The sequence below is a fragment of the Mesorhizobium sp. M1406 genome, assembly GCF_040317555.1.
GTDB lineage: Bacteria > Pseudomonadota > Alphaproteobacteria > Rhizobiales > Rhizobiaceae > Mesorhizobium.
Genome location: NZ_JAMYKW010000028.1, coordinates 42,626 through 61,826, shown reverse-complemented (window position 1 = coordinate 61,826; position 19,201 = coordinate 42,626). Strand labels below are relative to the sequence as shown.

General features: G+C 62.0%; 21 protein-coding genes. 11 read left to right on the top strand and 10 right to left on the bottom strand.

Annotated elements, in window-relative coordinates:
- Window positions 1-176 precede the first annotated feature (176 nt).
- Window positions 177-1,388 (top strand): OpgC family protein, encoded by a 1,212-nt coding sequence (locus NKH03_RS21755; RefSeq protein ID WP_352970450.1) that lies wholly within the window; start codon window positions 177-179, stop codon window positions 1,386-1,388.
- A 14-nt stretch (window positions 1,389-1,402) separates the two neighbouring features.
- Here NKH03_RS21755 and NKH03_RS21750 read toward each other — a convergent pair whose 3' ends face one another.
- Window positions 1,403-2,482 carry a LacI family DNA-binding transcriptional regulator gene (locus NKH03_RS21750; RefSeq protein WP_352970449.1) on the bottom strand — a complete coding sequence of 360 codons (1,080 nt, stop codon included), beginning with the start codon at window positions 2,480-2,482 and terminating at the stop codon, window positions 1,403-1,405.
- Between the two features lie 82 nt (window positions 2,483-2,564).
- Between NKH03_RS21750 and NKH03_RS21745 the strand changes: the two genes are divergently transcribed.
- Entirely contained in the window at window positions 2,565-2,990 is a 426-nt protein-coding gene (locus tag NKH03_RS21745) for a hypothetical protein (RefSeq protein ID WP_352970447.1), read from the top strand.
- A 62-nt stretch (window positions 2,991-3,052) separates the two neighbouring features.
- Here the strand turns inward: NKH03_RS21745 and NKH03_RS21740 are convergent, their stop codons facing one another.
- Both NKH03_RS21740 and NKH03_RS21735 read right to left on the bottom strand, forming a co-directional pair.
- Window positions 3,053-3,421: a DUF423 domain-containing protein gene (locus tag NKH03_RS21740; RefSeq protein ID WP_352970446.1), complete on the bottom strand. Its 369-nt coding sequence runs from the start codon at window positions 3,419-3,421 to the stop codon at window positions 3,053-3,055.
- Between the two features lie 40 nt (window positions 3,422-3,461).
- The gene (locus tag NKH03_RS21735; RefSeq protein ID WP_352970444.1) at window positions 3,462-4,718 is read right to left on the bottom strand and encodes a multidrug efflux MFS transporter; all 1,257 of its coding nucleotides are present in this window, start codon (window positions 4,716-4,718) and stop codon (window positions 3,462-3,464) included.
- Window positions 4,719-4,910: 192 nt separating this feature from the next.
- Here NKH03_RS21735 and NKH03_RS21730 point away from each other — a divergent pair, with 192 nt between their 5' ends.
- Both NKH03_RS21730 and NKH03_RS21725 read left to right on the top strand, forming a co-directional pair.
- The gene (locus NKH03_RS21730) at window positions 4,911-5,576 is read left to right on the top strand and encodes a GntR family transcriptional regulator (protein ID WP_352970441.1); all 666 of its coding nucleotides are present in this window, start codon (window positions 4,911-4,913) and stop codon (window positions 5,574-5,576) included.
- Window positions 5,577-5,699: 123 nt separating this feature from the next.
- Complete coding sequence (locus NKH03_RS21725; RefSeq protein ID WP_244506945.1) at window positions 5,700-5,933, top strand: DUF982 domain-containing protein; 234 nt, start codon at window positions 5,700-5,702, stop codon at window positions 5,931-5,933.
- Between the two features lie 66 nt (window positions 5,934-5,999).
- Here the strand turns inward: NKH03_RS21725 and NKH03_RS21720 are convergent, their stop codons facing one another.
- Entirely contained in the window at window positions 6,000-6,152 is a 153-nt protein-coding gene (locus tag NKH03_RS21720) for a hypothetical protein (RefSeq protein ID WP_352872849.1), read from the bottom strand.
- Window positions 6,153-6,471: 319 nt separating this feature from the next.
- On the opposite strand from NKH03_RS21720, the gene NKH03_RS21715 reads away from it, so the two are divergent.
- A complete protein-coding gene (locus NKH03_RS21715; protein WP_352970439.1) occupies window positions 6,472-7,443 on the top strand; it encodes a glycosyl transferase family 90 in 972 nt (323 codons plus the stop codon).
- 121 nt (window positions 7,444-7,564) lie between these two features.
- Here NKH03_RS21715 and NKH03_RS21710 read toward each other — a convergent pair whose 3' ends face one another.
- The gene (locus NKH03_RS21710) at window positions 7,565-8,608 is read right to left on the bottom strand and encodes an aldo/keto reductase (protein WP_352970437.1); all 1,044 of its coding nucleotides are present in this window, start codon (window positions 8,606-8,608) and stop codon (window positions 7,565-7,567) included.
- Window positions 8,609-8,891: 283 nt separating this feature from the next.
- Here NKH03_RS21710 and ppk2 point away from each other — a divergent pair, with 283 nt between their 5' ends.
- Window positions 8,892-9,812, top strand: coding sequence for a polyphosphate kinase 2 (gene ppk2 / locus NKH03_RS21705; RefSeq protein WP_352970436.1), 921 nt, complete (start codon window positions 8,892-8,894; stop codon window positions 9,810-9,812).
- 277 nt (window positions 9,813-10,089) lie between these two features.
- Here the strand turns inward: ppk2 and NKH03_RS21700 are convergent, their stop codons facing one another.
- From NKH03_RS21700 to NKH03_RS21685, 4 genes are all read right to left on the bottom strand, one after another.
- A complete protein-coding gene (locus tag NKH03_RS21700) occupies window positions 10,090-10,734 on the bottom strand; it encodes a dihydrofolate reductase family protein (RefSeq protein ID WP_352970434.1) in 645 nt (214 codons plus the stop codon).
- A 215-nt stretch (window positions 10,735-10,949) separates the two neighbouring features.
- Window positions 10,950-11,246 carry a nucleotidyltransferase family protein gene (locus NKH03_RS21695; protein ID WP_352970432.1) on the bottom strand — a complete coding sequence of 99 codons (297 nt, stop codon included), beginning with the start codon at window positions 11,244-11,246 and terminating at the stop codon, window positions 10,950-10,952.
- A gap of 47 nt (window positions 11,247-11,293) precedes the next feature.
- Entirely contained in the window at window positions 11,294-12,325 is a 1,032-nt protein-coding gene (gene hemB, locus NKH03_RS21690; RefSeq protein WP_352872856.1) for a porphobilinogen synthase, read from the bottom strand.
- Between the two features lie 86 nt (window positions 12,326-12,411).
- Window positions 12,412-13,242 (bottom strand): DUF8605 domain-containing protein, encoded by an 831-nt coding sequence (locus NKH03_RS21685; protein WP_352970431.1) that lies wholly within the window; start codon window positions 13,240-13,242, stop codon window positions 12,412-12,414.
- A gap of 344 nt (window positions 13,243-13,586) precedes the next feature.
- Here NKH03_RS21685 and NKH03_RS21680 point away from each other — a divergent pair, with 344 nt between their 5' ends.
- The 4 genes from NKH03_RS21680 to NKH03_RS21665 all read left to right on the top strand — a co-directional run bounded on the left by NKH03_RS21680 (window position 13,587) and on the right by NKH03_RS21665 (window position 17,412).
- Complete coding sequence (locus NKH03_RS21680) at window positions 13,587-14,630, top strand: enoyl-CoA hydratase/isomerase family protein (protein WP_352970430.1); 1,044 nt, start codon at window positions 13,587-13,589, stop codon at window positions 14,628-14,630.
- Window positions 14,627-15,049, top strand: a complete 423-nt coding sequence (locus NKH03_RS21675; protein WP_352872859.1) for a DUF6163 family protein — start codon at window positions 14,627-14,629, stop codon at window positions 15,047-15,049. The genes NKH03_RS21680 and NKH03_RS21675 overlap by 4 nt, the downstream gene beginning before the upstream one ends.
- Window positions 15,050-15,287: 238 nt before the next feature.
- Window positions 15,288-15,803, top strand: a complete 516-nt coding sequence (gene ldtR, locus NKH03_RS21670; RefSeq protein ID WP_008875359.1) for a transcriptional regulator LdtR — start codon at window positions 15,288-15,290, stop codon at window positions 15,801-15,803.
- Window positions 15,804-16,158: 355 nt separating this feature from the next.
- On the top strand, window positions 16,159-17,412 hold the full coding sequence (locus NKH03_RS21665) for a L,D-transpeptidase family protein (protein ID WP_352872860.1): 1,254 nt from the start codon (window positions 16,159-16,161) through the stop codon (window positions 17,410-17,412).
- On the opposite strand, the gene NKH03_RS21660 is transcribed toward NKH03_RS21665, so the two are convergent.
- Window positions 17,409-17,621: a hypothetical protein gene (locus NKH03_RS21660; RefSeq protein WP_352970428.1), complete on the bottom strand. Its 213-nt coding sequence runs from the start codon at window positions 17,619-17,621 to the stop codon at window positions 17,409-17,411. The genes NKH03_RS21665 and NKH03_RS21660 overlap by 4 nt on opposite strands.
- A gap of 249 nt (window positions 17,622-17,870) precedes the next feature.
- Here NKH03_RS21660 and glyA point away from each other — a divergent pair, with 249 nt between their 5' ends.
- A complete protein-coding gene (gene glyA / locus NKH03_RS21655; RefSeq protein ID WP_352882908.1) occupies window positions 17,871-19,184 on the top strand; it encodes a serine hydroxymethyltransferase in 1,314 nt (437 codons plus the stop codon).
- Window positions 19,185-19,201 lie beyond the last annotated feature (17 nt).

The following is a 19,201-nucleotide window of genomic DNA, read 5'->3' as shown; positions in this document are numbered from 1 at the left end:
AATATTTTCAAGCTCCGCGAAAGTTGATTGAACCGGGCGCATTACAGTCCGTTTCCTCGCCGATAACATTCTCCGGGAGGAATCGATGCGGTGCGCCGGGGGTCGCATTGCCGGTATGAACAACCAGCTTTGAGGCCTTTTTTCCGATGACCACCCAGATTTCCCCGGACCGCCATATGCGTGTCCCAGACCGCGATATGCGTGTGCCGGATCGCGCTGAGCGCATCTCGGAGCGCGACACGCGTATCGATGTGTTCCGCGCTCTCGCGCTGCTGACCATTTTCGTCGATCATGTGCCGGGTACCGCTTTCGAGTATCTGACTTACAAGAATTTCGGCTTTTCGGATGCGGCCGAGGTCTTCGTTCTGATATCCGGCATGGCGGTCGCGCTTGCCTATGGCAAGAAATTCCAGCCTGGAAACCGGCTGCTGGCGACGTTGAAGATGTGGCGCCGCGCCGGTGTGCTCTATACCGCCCACATCGTCACCACCATGGTGGTGATGGCGATCTTCTGCGCGGCGGCGGTGTTCGCCAGGCGACCGGAGCTGTTGACGATGATCAACATCGAGCCGTTGATCAAGAATGCGCCGCAAGTGCTGATCGGCATCGTGACGCTCGGCCACCAGCTCGGCTACAACAACATCCTGCCGGTTTATGCGGTGCTGCTCTTGCTGGCGCCGGTCTTCCTGCTCTGCGTCAGCTATCGGCCGGTCTTGGCGCTGGTCGCATCCGGCGCGCTGTGGCTGGTCGCGGGGATTTACCAGATCGCTCCGGCGAACTATCCGGAGCCCGGCTTCTGGTTCCTCAACCCGCTGTCGTGGCAGTTCCTTTTCAACATCGGCCTGGCAGGTACGCTGCATGTGCGTCGCGGTGGCACAATTCCGGTCAATCGCTGGCTGGTCGGCGCTGCCTTGGCTTACACTTTTGTGGCGCTGGTCTGGGTGCACAGCCCGCTCTGGGGCCATATCTCCTGGTTTGGCCTGCCCCCGGTGCTGACCGGCTTCGACAAGACCTTCCTGTCACTGCCGAGGCTGCTGCATATTTTGGCTGTGAGCTATCTGATCGTTGCATTCCCGGCCGTTTCGAACCTTTTCCGCACCGGCCGCGATCATCCGCTTGCCATATTGGGCAAACGATCGCTGCCGGTTTTCATCGCCGGCACGGTGCTTGCAATGGCGGCGCAGGTGCTGAAGCTGATCAATCCGGGCGGATTTGCCTATGACAGCCTGCTGATATCAGCCGGCATCGCCATGCAGTTCGCGCTCGCCTACTATCTCGAATGGATTTCGAGCCTTGGCTGGTCCGGCAAAAGCAGGCCGGTTCGCAACGCGGCACCGCCCGTCCATCCGTCCTTCGGCATGTCGATGGCGGCAAGAATGGGCCGGTGATGGGGGTCGAGGCGTCAGGCGGGTGAGGGGCCGGATGAGGCCCGCACCACGAGGTCGACCGGCAGCAATCGCCGGCTGAACGAGCCGTCATTTTCAAGGATCGCCTTGACGGCAAGGCGGCCCATCTCGGCGATCGGCTGGACGATTGTGGTCAGGGGCGGCTTGGAAGCCGCTCCTTCCGGGACTCCGTCGAACCCGACGATCGAAACGTCGCCCGGCACCGTGATGTCATGCTGCCGCAGCCAATCCAATGCATGGAGCGCTATCCTGTCCGACATGGCCAGGATGGCGGTCGGTGTCTCGGCGCCGGCGAAAATATGATCGAGGCCGGCCCACACACTCTCCTCGTTGTTTTCCGTCTCGTAGATCGGCACACGCGAGACGTCGATGTCGACGCGCGAGAGTTCCGCGAAGTAGCCACGCAGGCGGTCGCGCGTCCCGGAATAGAGGGCCTTCTCCATCTGCTCCTGCGTGGTCGGACCAAAGCCGGAATCGGCGCATGGCAGGGCAAGCACGGCAAAGCGGCGATGCCCGAGCTCGGTCAGATGGCGCGCCGCCAGGCTTGCCCCGGCGATATTGTCCACGCCGATCGCCGCGACCGCCTCGTCGTCGTCTGAATCGAGATCGAGTGCGACAAAGGGGAGTTTGCGGTCGCGCGCCAGTTCGACCAGCTTTGAACCGCCCTCGACGCAGAAGACGATGAAGCCATCGACAAGCGCACTCTGGATGTTCCAGGCGAGCTGTTCGCTGTTGGCGGCCGAGACCAGCGAGATCCCCGCGCCGGTGGCGTCACAAGCCTGCGAGATGCTGGCCATCATCACGCGGGCGAAAGGGTCGTCGAAGAAATACGACAACGGTTCCGCGGTGGCGACACCGATGGCGTTGACCTTGCCGGCGCGCAGCAGCCGACCCTTGGGGTCGGGTCCGCCATATCCCATCGCCTCGGCTGCCGCCTTGACCCGTTCGCGAACCTCCTCGCGCACGATCTCCGGGCGGGCGAACACATTGGACGCGGTGCCGTGCGACACGCCGGCCGCTTTTGCAATATCCGCCAGCCGCACCGGTCTTGTCTTTGCAGAGGTCAATGGCGCCATCTTCGTCTCCTGACTCCATCCCATCTAACACTTTCGTTGGATCGGTTCAAATTTTGGCTTGATAGCGGGCTAGCAGAGGTGTATGTTTGAATCGATCCAAACGGATGATCGTGCTGCTTTATTGGATCGATTCAACCCAAGGAAGATGAATCATGCATCCCGTCAATTTTCTATTCGAAGACATCTACCGCGACGACTGGAGCGTCTCGTCAAGCGCCGCGACGCGGAGGCGCCGTGGCAAGGCCAGCCCATGGGTTCGCGAGCCGCGGTTCCTCGTGGAGCGCAAGCGGAGCTGATCGGCGCTGCATTTTCGTGGCGACGGATTGGATCGATTCAAGTCTTGAAAGGAGTGCACATCATGCATCCCGTGAGCTATCTGTTCGAAGACATCTATCGCAACTACTGGGGCATCGCGCCGGCCTCCGAGCGGCCGGAGGGGCGTCGGTTGGCGAGGCTGCGGCGGCGGAATCGCGAATTGCTCATCCAACCCGGGCGCCGGCAGGACTAACCGCATCACAGAACGACGTTTGACGGGCGCAGGCTTGGGTATCGGGCAGGCGCCGAGAGGCGTCAGGAACGCGCCCGCACCAGCGCCGAGGCAGCGATCGCCAGCCAGCCGGCGATGAGCAAGGTGCCGCCGATCGGCGCCGACAGCGGGAACAGCCGTGAGCCGAGGAAATCGCGGGCCAGCAGATCGCCGCAGAACAACAGAAGCCCGATCAGCAGGAACAAGCTGCCGGTGCGCAGGATCCGGTTCGGCCCAAGCAATCCGGCGGCAAGGAAGACCGGCGCATGCATGATCAGGAAGGAAGCGGCGGTGCCGACGAAGGCACCGCCCAGATGCGCCGCCGCGGCTGACAGCGCCACGCCGGCGGCACCGCAGAGGCCGCCGGCCAGGACGAGGATACGGCCGCTGTTGACGGAAGATTGCTCGGCCATGTCCAGGGCTCCGTGATGTCAGAGGGATACGCCAACCCCGTCAGTTGCCGGCGTTGGCGAGCATGTCCTGCTCGCGGCGCGACTGCGCCAGCCAGTTATACACCGCGCCGCCCGCCATCAAGACGGATGTGCCCAGAAACACCGAGCGCATGCCGAAATGGCCGCCGGCAAAGCCGCCCAGCAAGGGGCCGGCGACCTGCCCGACATATTGGGCGGAGATCGACAGCCCGAGCACATTGCCGCCGACACCGTCGGGAACATTGTGGCGGATGACGCTGGTGATGCAGGGCAACAGCCCGCCTAGCGCCAGGCCCATCAGGAAGCGCAGGCCGATGAGTTGCCAGCTCTGCGTCACGAAGGCCTGCGGGATCAGCAGCAGCGCCGAGACGGCAAGCGCGCCGATGACGACGTTCCAGTGACCGATGCGGTCGGCGAGCTTGCCAAGACGCGAAGCCGACAGGATGGCGCCAAGCGCGGCCGCCGACATGACGACGCCTGAGATCAGCGTCACGCGGCTCTGGTCTTCGATGAGCTGCTGCACATAAACGGTGATGATCGGCTCGATCGACATGGTGGCGAAACTCAACAGCATGCCAGTCGCCAGCATGGCGATAACAGGACGCTTGTCCTGTATTTGTGCCCAGCCGCCTTTCGGCTTCCGCTTCGCAGCCGCATCTGCTGTTTTCGGCCGGGGATTTTCCTTGATCAGAAAGGTGGTCGCCAGGAACGCCAGGAAGATGACGCCGCCGGACAAGAGGAAGGTGGCGCGGATGCCGATCAGCGGAGGCAGGGCGCCGCCAACCAGCGGGCCGACCAGTGCACCACCGGTGATGCCGGCCGACAGCAGGCCCAGCGCCCAGCCGGAACGCTCCTTTGGTGTCTGCATGGCGACGAGGATGGTCGATCCCGAGGAATAGCCGCCGGCAAAACCGATCAGCAGCCGAAGCAGCACCAGTTGCCAGACCGTCTGCACCATGCCCGTTAGGGACATGCATATGGCCATGCCGAAGCTGGCGCGTACCAGCATCACCTTGCGGCCATAGCGGTCGCCGAGACGTCCCCAGAGTGGCGCCACCAGTGCCGCCGCGAAGAAGGTCGCTCCATAGGCGATCCCCGACCATTGCACGATCGCCGCGTGGCCCTCGGCGCCGAGCTGCTCGATATAGAGCGGCAGGAACGGCAGGAGCAGCGTCATGGCGACAAGCGTCGAAAACGAACCGGCAAAACACACGAACAGATTGCGCCGCCAGTGGATGTTGTAAGCGCTGTCGGTCGCCGGGGGCGCGTTCTGCGGCATGTCATATGTCCTGTTCCGAGCAACGCCGAACCGCGGGTTGCTGCGGATACCAATTTGGGATACCAAGATGGTACTCGTCATGGACGCAAGCCTGGCCGCTGTCAATGCAACCCCGTCAAACGTGATCGAAACGCGGCCGGCAAGCCGATCGCCGGCAAACGGTCCGAAGCTGGCCAGAAAATGGAAACGACAATGTCGCAGATGCAGAGCGTCGAAAAACAGCTTCGACAGATGATCCTGGGCCTCGAGATCGGCCCCGGCGAGAAGCTGACCGAGCGCTGGATCGAAAGCCGCTTCGGTGCGTCGCGAACCCCGGTCAGGGCAGCACTTCTGCGGCTCGAGACCGAGGGCTTGGTCGGCAGGGACGGGCGTGGCTGGACGGTGTCGCCCATCAACCTGGCCGAGCTCCAGCAGATCGCCGTCTACAGGGAGGCGGTCGAGGTTGCGGCAGTTCGCCTGACATGTGCCTTGGCGGACCGGAGCGCCGTCGATGTCATCGAGGCGATGCTTGACTCCTGCGACAACGGCACGCCGCGCGAGGAATGGCATCGCGTCGGCATGGATTTTCACATCGAACTGGCGCGTCTGTCGGGCAACGAATTCCTGTTCCGGGCGGTCCGCGATGCCATGACGCGCCTGTCGCGGGCGCGCTGGCTGGAGGTTCGCGACGAAGCGGCCCTCAGCCGCGCCTGGGCCGAACATCGCGCCATTCTGGCGGCGGCGCGTCTTGGCCATGCCGATGAAGCCGCGCGCCTGCTTTCGGGCCACATTGTCGGCAGCCGCGGCCGGCTGGTGACGTCGCTCGCCAACGATCGCCGTGGGCTTCGCGCCAGAGGCTTTGCCGTCGTCGGCGGTTAAAGCGCCTACGGGGCACGGGTCGCGCAAAAGGCGTCGTCTCGCCCTACGCGCACTTTCGGCCTCGCTTCACAGACGCCGATGGCGTAAGGAGCGGCGATGGAAAACAACCGATTTGAAACACCTGTGACTGTGAAGTCAGTCGCGGCGGGAAGCACTCAGCTCTTGCGGACGGCGCGTGAGGCTTCCGACTACCTCCTCAACAGCTGGCCCGGCAAGCGCAGCCCCAAGCATCGCGCTGCCCTGCAAGCCTGCCATGACGCGCTGGCCGGCGACAAGCCGGCGATGAACGCCAGGCGCGCCTTCATCGCGGCAGCACGCGAAGTGGACGTCTTTGTCAGCGACAAGGCGCCCGCCTGACACAAGCCAGCCATCTGGGCGGCGATCTGGGTTGAGGCATGGCCCGCATCCGCGGGCCTTTTGCCGTCACTTTGCCGTTTCGGTTTCGCCCTCGGTGTCGTCCTCGGGCTTCGAACGTTCCCTCGCCGCAACCTTGGCCGCCTGCTTCTCGGCCTTCTTGGCCGCTTTCTGGCGGTCGCGTTCCTTGCGTTCCTGATCGTAATTTGGTGGTCGCGCCATATCGGCTCCTTTTCACTGCTGGACCGGTTCGTCGTTTCACGGAAACGCAGAATCGCTCCATCTCTTTGTTTGACGCAATCCCCTAGGGAAAGCGCTACGCGCTTTTCCCGGGAAAACCGTTTCACACTTTTCCTGGAATTGCTTTTAGCGGCTCTGACCCTGCCTAGGAGCATTAGCCGTCAAACACAACAGCTGAAGCGATAGTGCCGGCCGTTGGCGTCGATGATGGTCCGGGGCTTGCAAGATGCGCGGCACAATGGTGTAGGGGGAGCCGGGGCGCTGAGATGGCGCGATCTGCCGTTTGTTTTGATAGTGAATTATGGCCACCATACAACGAACGACGGCAAGGGTTTTCTACTATGCGCGAAACGTCTTGCGCGATATCGCACCGCAGGCTCTCTTCCGTTGGAGGTTGGCGGGCCGTCTCGAACGGGCCAGGCTCTCGGATGAAGCGGTGCGGCGGCGGCTGAATTACTATAACGAGCTGCAGGACGCGTTTTCGCCCAGCCCGGCGGCGGTGCGTCTCGACAATTTGCCCCCCACGCCGACCATGTACTATTACGACCTCAGGGAGTTCGCCCGCTATTTTGACCCGGCGTTGCTCGTCGACGTCGAATTCGGCGACGTCATCGAGGTGCCGAAGGTGCCGACGCTCGTCAAGGATCGGCCGATCCGCGCCGACAACGGCGATGCGGTCATCATGAAATTCAACAAGTTCCGGCACTTCCACATGCCGGCCGACGCAATTGCCTTCGCCGACAAGCGCCCGGTGGTGGTCTGGCGCGGCGATCTCAACAATCCGAAACGGACGAGGTTCCTGGACGCCGTGCGCGATCTGCCGTTCTGCGACGCCGGGTCACACAAGTCGTATGCGCCGGCTGAGTACAGCAAGCCTTTTCTCAGCATCAGCCAACAGCTGCGTTACCGCTACATCGTCTCGCTCGAAGGCAACGACGTTGCGACCAACCTCAAATGGATCCTGAATTCGAATTCACTCTGCCTGATGCCGTCGCCGACATACGAGACATGGTTCGCGGAAAAGCAACTTGAGGCTGGTGTCCACTATGTGCCGCTCGACCCGGATTTCTCCAACCTTGCGGAACGCGTGGCATATTTCGAGCGGCATCCGGCCGAGGCGGAACGCATTATCGCCGCGGCCAACGCCTATTGCCGCCAATTCTCCAACGAGCAGGCCGAACAGGCGATTTCCCTGCTCGTCCTCTACAAATACTTTGTCCTCAGCGGCCAGATCGACCCTGATCCCGAGGTCTGGCGATTTATCCAGGGTTAATGCATGTCGCCCAAAAGTGGTCCCGGTTTTGGGAGAACGACATGCATGAAAACAAAGACCTAAAGCGCGGTGCCTCAAGCGCGACGCGCTTCAGGACGTCGCGTGCCTCGGCGCCTGCTCGTCAGATGCCGCTGCGGTCAAGAACCAGATCGGCGGGGCCGAAGCGGTCCTTTGCCGTCAGCTGCTGGTGCCAGTAGGGATAGAGCAAGGGCGGCCGGCTGACCGCGTCGAGGCGACCGCGTTCCTCGACGGAGAGCACCAGGCTTGCCGCCGCGATGTTGTCCCTGAACTGCGTTTCGGTCCTGCCGCCGATCACCAGCGAGGAGACCGCAGGTCGGCCGAGCAGCCAGGCCAGTGCCACCTGCGCCGCCGACACGCCGCGCTGCGTGCCGATCTCGACAAGCACGTCGACGATCCGCCACAGCCGGTCCTCGTCGCGGATCGGCGGTTCGGACCAGCCGGCGAGCTGGCGGGCGGTGGGGCTGTCGCGGCGGTATTTGCCGGACAGCAATCCGCCGGCAAGCGGGCTCCAGACCAGAACGCCCAGCCCCTGGTCGACGGAAATCGGCAGCAATTCATATTCCGCCTCGCGCGCTTCCAGCGTGTAGTGGATCTGCTGGGTGACGAAGCGTGGCTGGTGATGGCTGTCGCTGATGCCGAGCGCCTTCATCACCTGCCAGCCGGAATAGTTGGAACAGCCGACATAGCGGATCTTGCCCTGGGCAACCAGCGTGTCGAGCGCGGCGATGGTTTCCTCCAGCGGTGTCACGCCATCCCATTCGTGCAGGAAGTAGATGTCTATGACGTCGGTCTTGAGCCGCTTCAGGCTCTTCTCGCATTCGCGGATCAGGTGATGACGCGACAGGCCCTCGTCGTTGGGACCTTTGCCGATCCGCATCCGCGCCTTGGAGGCGATCAGCACGTCGCCCTTGCGCTTGCCGCCGAGCGCTTCGCCGATGATCTCTTCCGAAATGCCGTTCGAATAGACATTGGCGGTGTCGATGACGTTGATGCCGGCATCGATGCAGAGATCGATCATCCGGCGCGCCTCGTCGAGGTCGGTCTTGCCGACAGCCGAAAACGCGCCGGCGCCGCCGAAAGTCATCGTGCCCATGGTCAGCGTCGAAACCTTCAGGCCGGAACGGCCGAGAGTGCGGTATTCCATGTCAGTCCTCGCTATTGCATTGGGGAAGGGGCGTTGGGGAAGGCCGCCCCGAATGTGGCCGCTATTTGTAGGACAATTTGAGCGGTTTGTCGCCATGCCACGACAACGGATCGATCATGCCTCACGGGATTTGCAGCGGCGACTTCATGTTCCAGGCTGCAATAAAACCGTCATTGCCGGCCTATATTGAAGTCGGCTCAGGTGTTGGCGCTCCGAGACGCAAGCCAGGGGTTTGGGGCGCGCCGGACGTGGATCGACAGGGCTTGCAGGTGGAGCAGCTGATATGATCGAGCTAAAACAGAATTCTCCTGCCAAGGACTGGCTTGAGGCCGAGCTCGCCGACACGCTCGACGAGGACTATGAGCTCGAAATATCGGAGCCGGCGCTGTCGATGGAGATCGCCAAGATCTACAAGAACGCGCATCCGCCTTCGATCGATCGCATGCAGTATTTTCGCGACCTGATCACCTTACAGTCCGAACTGATCAAGCTGCAGTCCTGGGTCGCCTACCACAAGAAGAAGCTGGTGGTGATCTTCGAGGGGCGCGATTCGGCCGGCAAGGGCGGCGTCATCAAGCGCATCACCCAGCGGCTCAATCCGCGCATCTGCCGTGTCGTGGCACTGCCGGCGCCGACCGAACGCGAGAAGTCGCAATGGTATTTCCAACGCTATGTCCCGCATCTGCCGGCCGGTGGCGAAATCGTGCTGTTCGACCGCTCCTGGTACAACCGCTCGGGCGTCGAACGGGTGATGGGCTTTGCCCAGCCCGATCAGGTCGAAGAATTCTTCCGCGACGTGCCGGAGTTCGAGCGCATGCTGGTTCGCTCGGGCATCACCGTGGTCAAATACTGGTTCTCGATCACCGACGAGGAACAGCAGATGCGCTTCCTGATGCGCATCCACGATCCGATGAAGCAGTGGAAACTGTCGCCGATGGACCTGCAGTCGCGCATCCGCTGGGAACAGTACACCAAGGCCAAGGAAGAGACCTTCATCCGCACGAACATCCCGGAAGCCCCTTGGTTCATCGTCGAAGGCAACGACAAGAAGCGGGCGCGACTGAACTGCATCGATCACCTGCTCAAGCAGATGCCGTATGAAGAGGTGCCGCACGAGGAGATCACGCTGCCGGAGCGCGTCTTCAACCCCGAATACGAGCGCCAGACCCTGCCGCGCGAGCTCTACGTTCCGGAGAAGTACTGAAGGTTCTCCCTTCTCCCCGTCACTATACGGGGAGAAGGTGCCGGCAGGCGGATGAGGGGCGGCGCTGACTTAGACAGTTGAACTCGGTAAAATCGCCGCATGGGCGAAACGTATTCTGTCCCCATATTGCCATCGGTGGCATTCTCGGCAACACAATATTCGACCGGTTGCGCCGCCCCTCATTGCCCTGCCGGGCATTTCTCCCCGTATAGTGACGGGGAGAAATGGGCCTGCACCGAAGGTTTCGCCACCTAAGCCCGTTTGATAACCACGGGGCTCAAGCACGCTTGATGACGACGTGCGTAGCGAGCGGCGTCGCAACCTGCTCGCTGCAGACATAGCCGAGCTTGACCATGTCGAGGCCGGCAAAAAGGTTCTCGCCCGCGCCGAGCAGCACCGGCGCGATCGCCAGATGCATCTCGTCGATCAGCTTCTCCTGGAGATATTGCTGGATGGTGGCGACGCCGCCGCCCACCCGCACGTCCTTGCCGTCCGCCGCCGCTTTTGCCTGTTCAAGCGCCGAATGGATGCCGTCGGTGATGAAATAAAAGGTCGTGCCGCCCTCCATGACGATCGGTTCGCGCTTGTGGTGGGTCAGCACGAAAACCGGCACGTGATAGGGCGGGTTGTCGCCCCACCAGCCTTTCCAGCTATCGTCAGGCCATTCGCCGCGGATCGGCCCGAACATGTTGCGGCCGAGGATCCAGGCGCCGACATTCTCGAAGCTGCGCGCCGCGAAGTCCTCGTCAATGCCGTCCGCGCCGCCTTCCTCGCCAAACATCTTGCGGAAGGTGCGGGTGCTAAAGGCCCATTTGTGCAGGGATTCCCCGCCGACACCGAGCGGATTTTGCAGGTCCTGATCAGGACCCGCGCCGTAGCCGTCAAGCGACAGGCTGAAAGCGTTGACACGTAGTTTGGACATGCGAGCCTCCTCGATAACCAGTTGTATTTTGCAAGCAGTTGTTTCGTAGCAGACTGATTGCGAATTGCAAGCGGGATTTTTAGGGCGACGATCGGACTGTCGGCTCTGAAGACAAGCCAGCAGCCTCGCCGGCGTGAACCCGCCGTTGCTGCCGCGCTAGTTACATGTGCGGAGAAGAAAGATCCGGCGAATCGGTTCGATCCGGCGCACTGCCATCAGAATATGCGCACAGCAGATCGTTCGATATCGGCCTTCAACATGGGATTGAGGCTGTCGCGGGTGGTGATATCGATCTCCGCTGACATCTTCTCTTCAAGAAATTGCTTGATGCCGACCAGATCGATCAGCGAAAAGCGCCTTGCAGGATCATAATCGATGAAGAGGTCGAGATCGCTGTCGGCCCCTGCGTCGCCCCGCAAAGTCGATCCGAAGAGATAAAGCGAAGTCGCGCCCATGCCTTTGATGGCATCTGCATTTCTCTGCAACCGCTCTATGACCTCATTCCTGCTCATGAATTCATTCTAGCGGATTGCGCTAAAATTCCAAACGACCTGGTGGCCTATCCCTTCAGCATCATCGCCACTTCGGGGGCGAAATAGGTCAAAATGCCGTCGCAACCGGCGCGCTTGAAGGCGAGCAGCGATTCCAGCATCGCCTTCTCGCCGTCGATCCAGCCATTGGCGGCGGCGGCCTTGATCATCGAATATTCGCCCGACACCTGGTAGGCGAAGGTCGGCATCTGGAACTCGTCCTTCAGCCGCCGGATGATGTCGAGATAGGGCAGGCCCGGCTTGACCATCAGCATGTCGGCGCCCTCAGTGATATCCTGTTCGGCTTCGCGCACCGCCTCGTCGGAATTGGCATGGTCGATGTAATACGTCTTTTTGTCGCCCTTGAGCAGGCCGGCGGTGCCCACCGCTTCGCGATAGGGACCGTAGAAGGCCGAGGCGAATTTGGTCGCATAGGACATGATCGCCACGTCCTGGAAACCGTTGGCGTCGAGCGCGTCGCGGATGGCGCCGATGCGGCCGTCCATCATGTCGGACGGCGCGATGATGTCGGCGCCGGCCGCCGCCTGGATGACAGCCGCGGCGGTCACCTGTTCCACCGTCTCGTCGTTGACGATGATGCCGTCGCGCAGGATGCCGTCATGACCATGGCTGGTGAACGGGTCGAGCGCGGCGTCGGTGATGATGCCGATTTCCGGCACCGCGTCCTTGATCGCGCGGGTGGCGCGGTTGATGACGTTGTCGGGGTCGAGAATGTGCGAGCCGGTCTGGTCGCGCAGCGAGATGTCGACATTGGGGAAGGTGGCAAGTGCGGGAATGCCGAGTTTTGCGGCGCGTTCGGCCTCCTTGACGGCGAGATCGATCGACAGGCGGAAGACCCCCGGCATGGCGGCGATCGGCTCGCGCACATTTTTGCCGTCGACGACGAAGATCGGCCAGATCAAATCGTCGACCGAGAGCCGGTTCTCCTGCACCAGACGGCGCGACCAGTCTGCCTTGCGCATGCGGCGCAGGCGGCGGCTGCCGGTGATGTCGTCGACGCTGCGAGCGCCGGCTGGCTTTGCGGGGGTGAATTTGTTCATCGCCAAAACTCCAGATCGGCGGCTTTTATCACGAGCCCTTGCCGCTGACCAATGCGATACGTTTGTGCCAGCAGTCCGTTCCAATTCTATTCCGGTTGGCCGTTGCCCGACAGGATCTGCGCCGCGCCTTTGACAGCAACGCGGAACGCCTCGTCGAAACTGACGCCGCGCACTTGCCACCGATATGTCTTGCCGGCCATCGCCAGCCGCCAGTCGGCGATCCAGCCCAACTCCTTGTCGCTCCACATGAGGCTGCCGCCCAAGACCTGGCGGCTGCCAATACTTCTTGCAACACTGCCTAGCAGTTCGGGTGAGATAGGCCCCACCTCTTCGAAAGTGAGTCCGGCCTTGGCGAGCGTGGCCTTGTTCGGAACGACAATCGACATCGCCATGGGGTCAGCGGCCGATTGAAAAGACTCTATCATGTACGGATTTTCGTCCCCATCATTGGCAAGGACGAAATGTCGGCGCGAGTCGTCCACAGCCAGGACGACCGAGAGCGTCGGCCGTTCGGCCAGCCAGGGCTTGCTGCCGAGCGAAGCCAGAACCGGGTCGATCGTCGCCGGCGTGTACTGGCAAAAGAGATCGTGAGGCCTGTCATGGGTGCCCTGTTCGTCATGCACTGGAATGCCTTCCATGCGGTCGCGGTAACGGAAGCCGGTGACGAAGCTGCCGGCCTTGTCGCGCAGCGCTGTCAGCTCAGGTTTTGCCAGCAGACGCTGGTCGCCGGAAACCCGGACCAGGACCGCGTCGAGGCAGATCTTGAAACCTGCCTGGCGGTTTGGCTCGCCCTGGCCGGTGACGATGGTCTGGGATCTGTAGAGATCCTCGACATCGGCCGCCCTGGCCAGGCCATTGGCGGAGCAGATGGCCAGGAAGCCACCCAGAACAAAGGCAAGGCGCAAAAAGTGCGGCATGGCTCACCATCCGGTTCGAGGCTTGGCGGCCAATCTCTAACACCGAGTGCCGCTGGCGGCCAAGACCGTGCGAAGCTCAGTTCAAGCCTGCGATCTAGGAAGCGGCTGTCGGCGGGCAGGCCTCGCCCGCCGGTGTTCCTGACCATGCCCGCCGCTGGAAGGCCTTGGCGTGACAGCGCGGCAAGCGCCTTTCTCCCGCACCATTTGGCCGGGACGCAAAGGATGGCGTCTTTCCACTTCCGAGCCCAAACTGATACACGCCCGGCAGGGCTTGGCATTGACGCACCCATGCGCCACCCTTTAGCACTTCAATCCCGGCGGCGCGGGGGAGGGATTCTTTCACGATGGATTTTGGCGGAGGCGACGAGATCCGCTTCGAACATCTGGGCCGGGCCGGCGTCGTCACCTTGACGCGGCCGCTGGCGCTCAATGCCTTGACGCACCGCATGATCAGGGCGCTCGACGTTGCCCTTTCCGCCTGGGAGACCGACCAGGGCGTCGATGTCGTCGTCGTCAAGGCCGAGGGCAGGGCCTTTTCGGCCGGCGGCGACATCCTGCACGTCTATGAGGCCGGCCGGGCGGGAAAACCGCCGGTCGAGTTCTTCGCCGACGAATACCGGCTCAACGCCCGCATAAACAGCTTCAACAAACCCTATGTCGCCCTGATCGACGGCATCGTCATGGGCGGTGGCGTTGGCATTTCCTTCCACGGCTCTCACCGGGTGATGACCGAGAATGCCCAGTTCGCCATGCCGGAGGTCGGCATCGGCTTTTTCCCCGATGTCGGCGCCAGCCACCTGCTATCCGATCTCGGCGGCTCCTTCGGCATGTATCTGGCGCTGACCGGCAATCGCATCCGCTATGGCGATGCGCTGTGGTCGGGGCTGGCCACCCACGCCATCAAGGCCGAGGACCAGGGCGGCTTCCTCGACCGGCTGACGCTGACCGGCGACCCGGAATCGGTACTGCGCGGCTTCTTCGTTCAGGCAAGGCGAGAGACCGACAGGCCGACGCTGGAGGCGATCGTTCGCCATTTTTCACAACCATCCCTCAAACGCGTCATCGACAGCCTGGAGCGCGCCGCGGACGCCGACGAGTTCGCCGCAAAGACGCTGGCCACGATCCGCACCCGCTCGCCGACCAGCCTGCACGTCGCCTGGCGCCAGATCAGTGCTGGGCTGACACTGTCCATGGACGATTGCATGAAGATGGAGTTTCGCATCCTCAACCGCATGCTTCTCGGCCATGATTTCTACGAAGGCATCCGCGCCGCCATGATCGACAAGGGCTCAAAACCGCAATGGCGTCCGGCGAGCCTCGATGCGGTCAGCGAGGCGGATGTCGACGCCTATTTCGCTCCGCTGGGCGAACGGGAGCTCTTGATATGAGCGAGGTGACCTCGAGACGCGTCGTGCTGCAGCCCTCCGGGGTGGAGGTGATTTTCGCCTGGTTCCAGCGGGTCATCGCCGGTTACTGCCTGCTGTTCGGCATTCTCTACTGGATCAAGCTGATCGGCTTCTATCCGGGCTCGCTGTGGCGTTTCGACCTGATGCCCGTGCACTGGCAGGTGGCCGCGGTGGTGCTCGCCGTGTTCTTTCCCTTCGCGGCTGCCGGCCTGTGGATGCTGGCGTCCTGGGGGCCGGTGATCTGGTTCATTTGCGCGGTGACCGAGACGGTCATGTATGCCGGCTTTCCCGAGCTTTTCGGGCATCGCCCGCTGATTGTCGTCTCGCATGCCGCGGTGGCGGTGCTCTACATTGTCTTCCGCGTCGTCATCTACCTGCAGAAGCGCCCGGTCCGCCACTAAGCCCTTGAGCACATTGGCGACCTGGCGACTGCATGAATTCAGCCGCGAAATCATTGCCGAAATCTTTAGGTTAATTGTCCTTGCTCGAGTGACCGTTCGTTAAGGCTCTTTCGAAACCTATTACCGGTAAGCTCTTGTTAGCCCTAGCGTTTAAGTCGAATTTTATGAGTATTCGATAGTGTCGCGATCAAGGTGAAAAACAAAAAATCACCAGGGCGACAAACGAGAGGCAAAGACAATGATCAATTCGCGTCCGGCGGCGAAGACCGCCAACGTATCCGACGATCGCCGCGAGGCTATCCGTTCCCTGTACATGGAATCGCTGCAGCTTGTTGAGCGGCTGCACCGCCGCCTGCTTGATGTAATCAAGGACGAATTCGACCGCAACGGCCGTTCCGACATCAATGCCATCCAGGCGCTGCTGCTGTTCAACATCGGCAATTCCGAGCTGACCGCCGGCGAACTGCGCTCGCGTGGCTACTATCTCGGCTCGAACGTCTCCTACAATCTGAAGAAGCTGGTCGATCTCGGCTTCATCAACCACCAGCGCTCGCGCATCGACCGCCGTTCGGTCCGCGTCTCGCTGACGCCGAAGGGCAACGAGGTGGCGGAGGTCGTCGCTGGTCTCTACGAGCGCCATGTCGGCTCGATCGAGCAGGTCGGCGGCATCAACACCGACGAGTTCAAGCAGATGAATCGTGCCCTGCAGCGGCTCGACCGCTTCTGGAACGACACCATCGCCTACCGGATGTAGGACATCCGGTGCGTCGGATACGGCCCGCGCCACAGAAGCGCGGCCGAAATATCGACCTTCAGTCAGGGCCGGTGCCGAAAAGCATCGGTCCGTTTCTTTTCGGAATGCCGGCCGGTCGGATTTGGGAGCAAGGCCACGTTGCCGCCATATTCCAATGGAACCGAGAGTGGCAGTGATGCTGTGGTGAAGACCATGCGTTCACCCGCAATCCGTATCGCGCCCGTGCGTTGTCACGCCAAGGGGATACGGACCATGGTTGGCTAATTGTTAAGATTGCCAATTTTAGAGTGCGGGCGAGATCGCCCGGTGATCAACGCAGCAAGTGATCGAACTGCTACAAATGTCTGGAATGTCTATGAGAACCAGCCGTCGTTTTTTCCTCTCCGGAGCCTCCGCGCTCGCAGCCGCGATGGTTGCCGGCGGCGCCAATGCGCAGGATGTGATCGGTGATATCCTGAAGTCCTCGGCGCGCGGCAATTGGGACGATCAGTTCGACGCCCGCGCCAGCGAGGGCGGCAAGGTGGCCTCGACGCTGCCGATCTTCAGCCTGCAGACCGTCGCCTTCACGGAACAGGCGGTCGCGCAATATCAGAACATCGTCGGGCAGGGCGGCTGGGTAGAGGTTCCCGCGACCAAGAAACTGCAGCTTGGCGTCGATGATCCCGATGTGGTGCCGTTGCGCAAGCGGTTGATGGTTTCCGGCGACCTGGCACAAGGCGCCGGCATTTCGACGGCCTTCGATTCCTATGTCGACTCGGCGGTCAAGCGTTTCCAGTTGCGTCACGGCCTGCCTGCCGACGGTGCGCTCGGCAAATACACGTACGCGGCGATGAACGTTTCGGCGCAGATCCGGCTTGGCCAGTTGCAGACCAATCTGCAGCGGCTGCGCGAGAAGGCCGGCACGTTGGGCAACCGCTACGTGCTGGTAGACATTCCGGCGGCACAGATCGAAGCCGTCGAGAACGACCGCGTCGTGCTTCGCCACACCGCCATCGTCGGCAAGATCGATCGCCAGACGCCGATCGTCAATTCTAAGATCAACGAGATCATCGTCAACCCGTACTGGAACGCGCCGGTCTCGATCGTGCGCAAGGACATCATTCCGCTGATGCGGAAGAATCCCGATTACCTGAAGGACAGTCACATCCGCCTGTTCGCGCCGGACGGCAGCGAGGTCGATCCTCTCAATGTCGACTGGTCGACCGACGATGCCGCCAAATATCGCTTCCGCCAGGACCCGGGTGCGGGCAACGCGATGGCTTCGGTCAAGATCAACTTCCCGAGCCCCGACGGCGTCTATATGCACGACACCCCGCAGCAGAGCCTGTTCGGCAAGATGATGCGTTTCGATTCCTCGGGCTGCGTTCGCGTGCAGAATGTGCGCGACCTCGTCACCTGGATCCTGCGCGACACGCCCGGCTGGGACCGCCAGCATTTCGAGGCGGCGATCAAGACCGGCGAAAACACGCCGGTCCAGGTCACCAACCCGGTGCCGGTCCACTTCCTCTATCTTTCGGCCTGGTCGACTGGTCCGGGCGTCGTGCAGTTCCGTGACGACGTCTACGCGCTCGACGGCGCCAACGAGCTGCAGATCACGTCTTCGCTTTAAGCAGCTGATTTTTTTAAAAAAAGGCCGCCGTTCAGGGCGGCCTTTTCGTTGCTCGGGTCCCACTGCGCTTTTCGCGGGATGAAGCGGATGAGGCCCGCACTGAGGCTTGCGAATCCGGAAGGCTGGAGCTGGAACTGCGGCTCGCCGGCATCGAGGCCGAGCGCGCAGCCGTGCGTGACATGTTTCGCAGCGGCGAGATCGACGACCATACGTCGCGGGCGCTGTTTACCGAGATCACGCTCACCGAGGCCTTGCTGAAAGGCCGCAAGGCGAGGAAATAGCCTCTTGTTGCCTCGCTGGCGCAAACCAGCCAGCAAATTTCGCGTCGCAAACGTGGCGGGGCGAAAACAACTGTGTTAATGGCCCGGCAAATGCAAGTCGCCCAAAAGTGTGCAGCGGTTTTGGGACAACGACTTGCATAAATCAAAAATTGCCCCGAACCCCGAGGATTTCAGCCCATGGCAACAGCAGCGGCAGTGTCGAACAAGTTCGAATCTTTCTTCGAAACCACGCTGGAAGATGCCGATCCGGAGATTTTCGGCGCCATCCGCAACGAACTCGGCCGCCAGCGCCACGAGATCGAGCTGATCGCCTCGGAAAACATCGTCTCGCGCGCCGTACTGGAAGCGCAGGGCTCGATCATGACCAACAAATATGCCGAGGGCTATCCGGGCAAGCGCTACTATGGCGGCTGCCAGTTTGTCGACGTGGCCGAGGAATTGGCGATTGAGCGCGCCAAGAAGCTGTTCGGCTGCAACTTCGCCAACGTCCAGCCGAATTCCGGCAGCCAGATGAACCAGGCAGTGTTCCTGGCGCTCTTGCAGCCTGGCGACACCTTCATGGGCCTCGACCTCAATTCCGGCGGCCATCTGACCCACGGTTCGCCGGTCAACATGAGCGGTAAGTGGTTCAAGGTCGTATCCTACGGCGTGCGCAAGGACGACCATCTGCTCGACATGGACGCCATCGAGAAGACCGCGCATGAGACCAAGCCGAAGCTGATCCTGGCCGGCGGCACCGCCTATTCGCGCGTCTGGGACTGGAAGCGTTTTCGCGAGATCGCCGATGCGGTCGGCGCCTATCTGATGGTCGACATGGCGCATATCGCTGGCCTGGTCGCCGGCGGCGTGCATCCGTCGCCGCTGCCGCATGCCCATGTCGTGACGACCACGACGCACAAGTCGCTGCGCGGCCCGCGCGGTGGCATGATCCTGTGCAATGACGAGGACATCGCCAAGAAGATGAATTCGGCGGTGTTCCCCGGCCTGCAGGGCGGCCCGCTGATGCATGTCATCGCCGCCAAGGCGGTGGCCTTCGGCGAAGCGCTGAAGCCGAGCTTCAAGGTTTATGCCGAAAGCGTCGCCGCCAACGCCAAGGCGCTTGCATCCAGTCTCAAGGAAACCGGTCTCGACATCGTCTCCGGCGGCACCGACAACCATCTGATGCTGGTCGATCTGCGGCCCAAGAACGCCACCGGCAAGCGCGCCGAGGCGGCGCTCGGCCGCGCCAACATCACCTGCAACAAGAACGGCATTCCGTTCGACCCGGAAAAGCCTTTCGTCACCTCAGGCGTGCGTCTCGGCACCCCCGCCGGCACCACGCGCGGCTTCGGCCAGGCCGAGTTCCGCGAGATCGGCAAGCTGATCGCCGAAGTGCTGGATGGTCTCAAGGTCGCCAATTCCGACGAGGGAAATGCCGCTGTCGAAGCGGCGGTCAAGGCCAAGGTCGTGGCGCTGACCGACCGTTTCCCGCTCTATCCCTATCTCGGTTGACGCGATAGGAGGTCTCA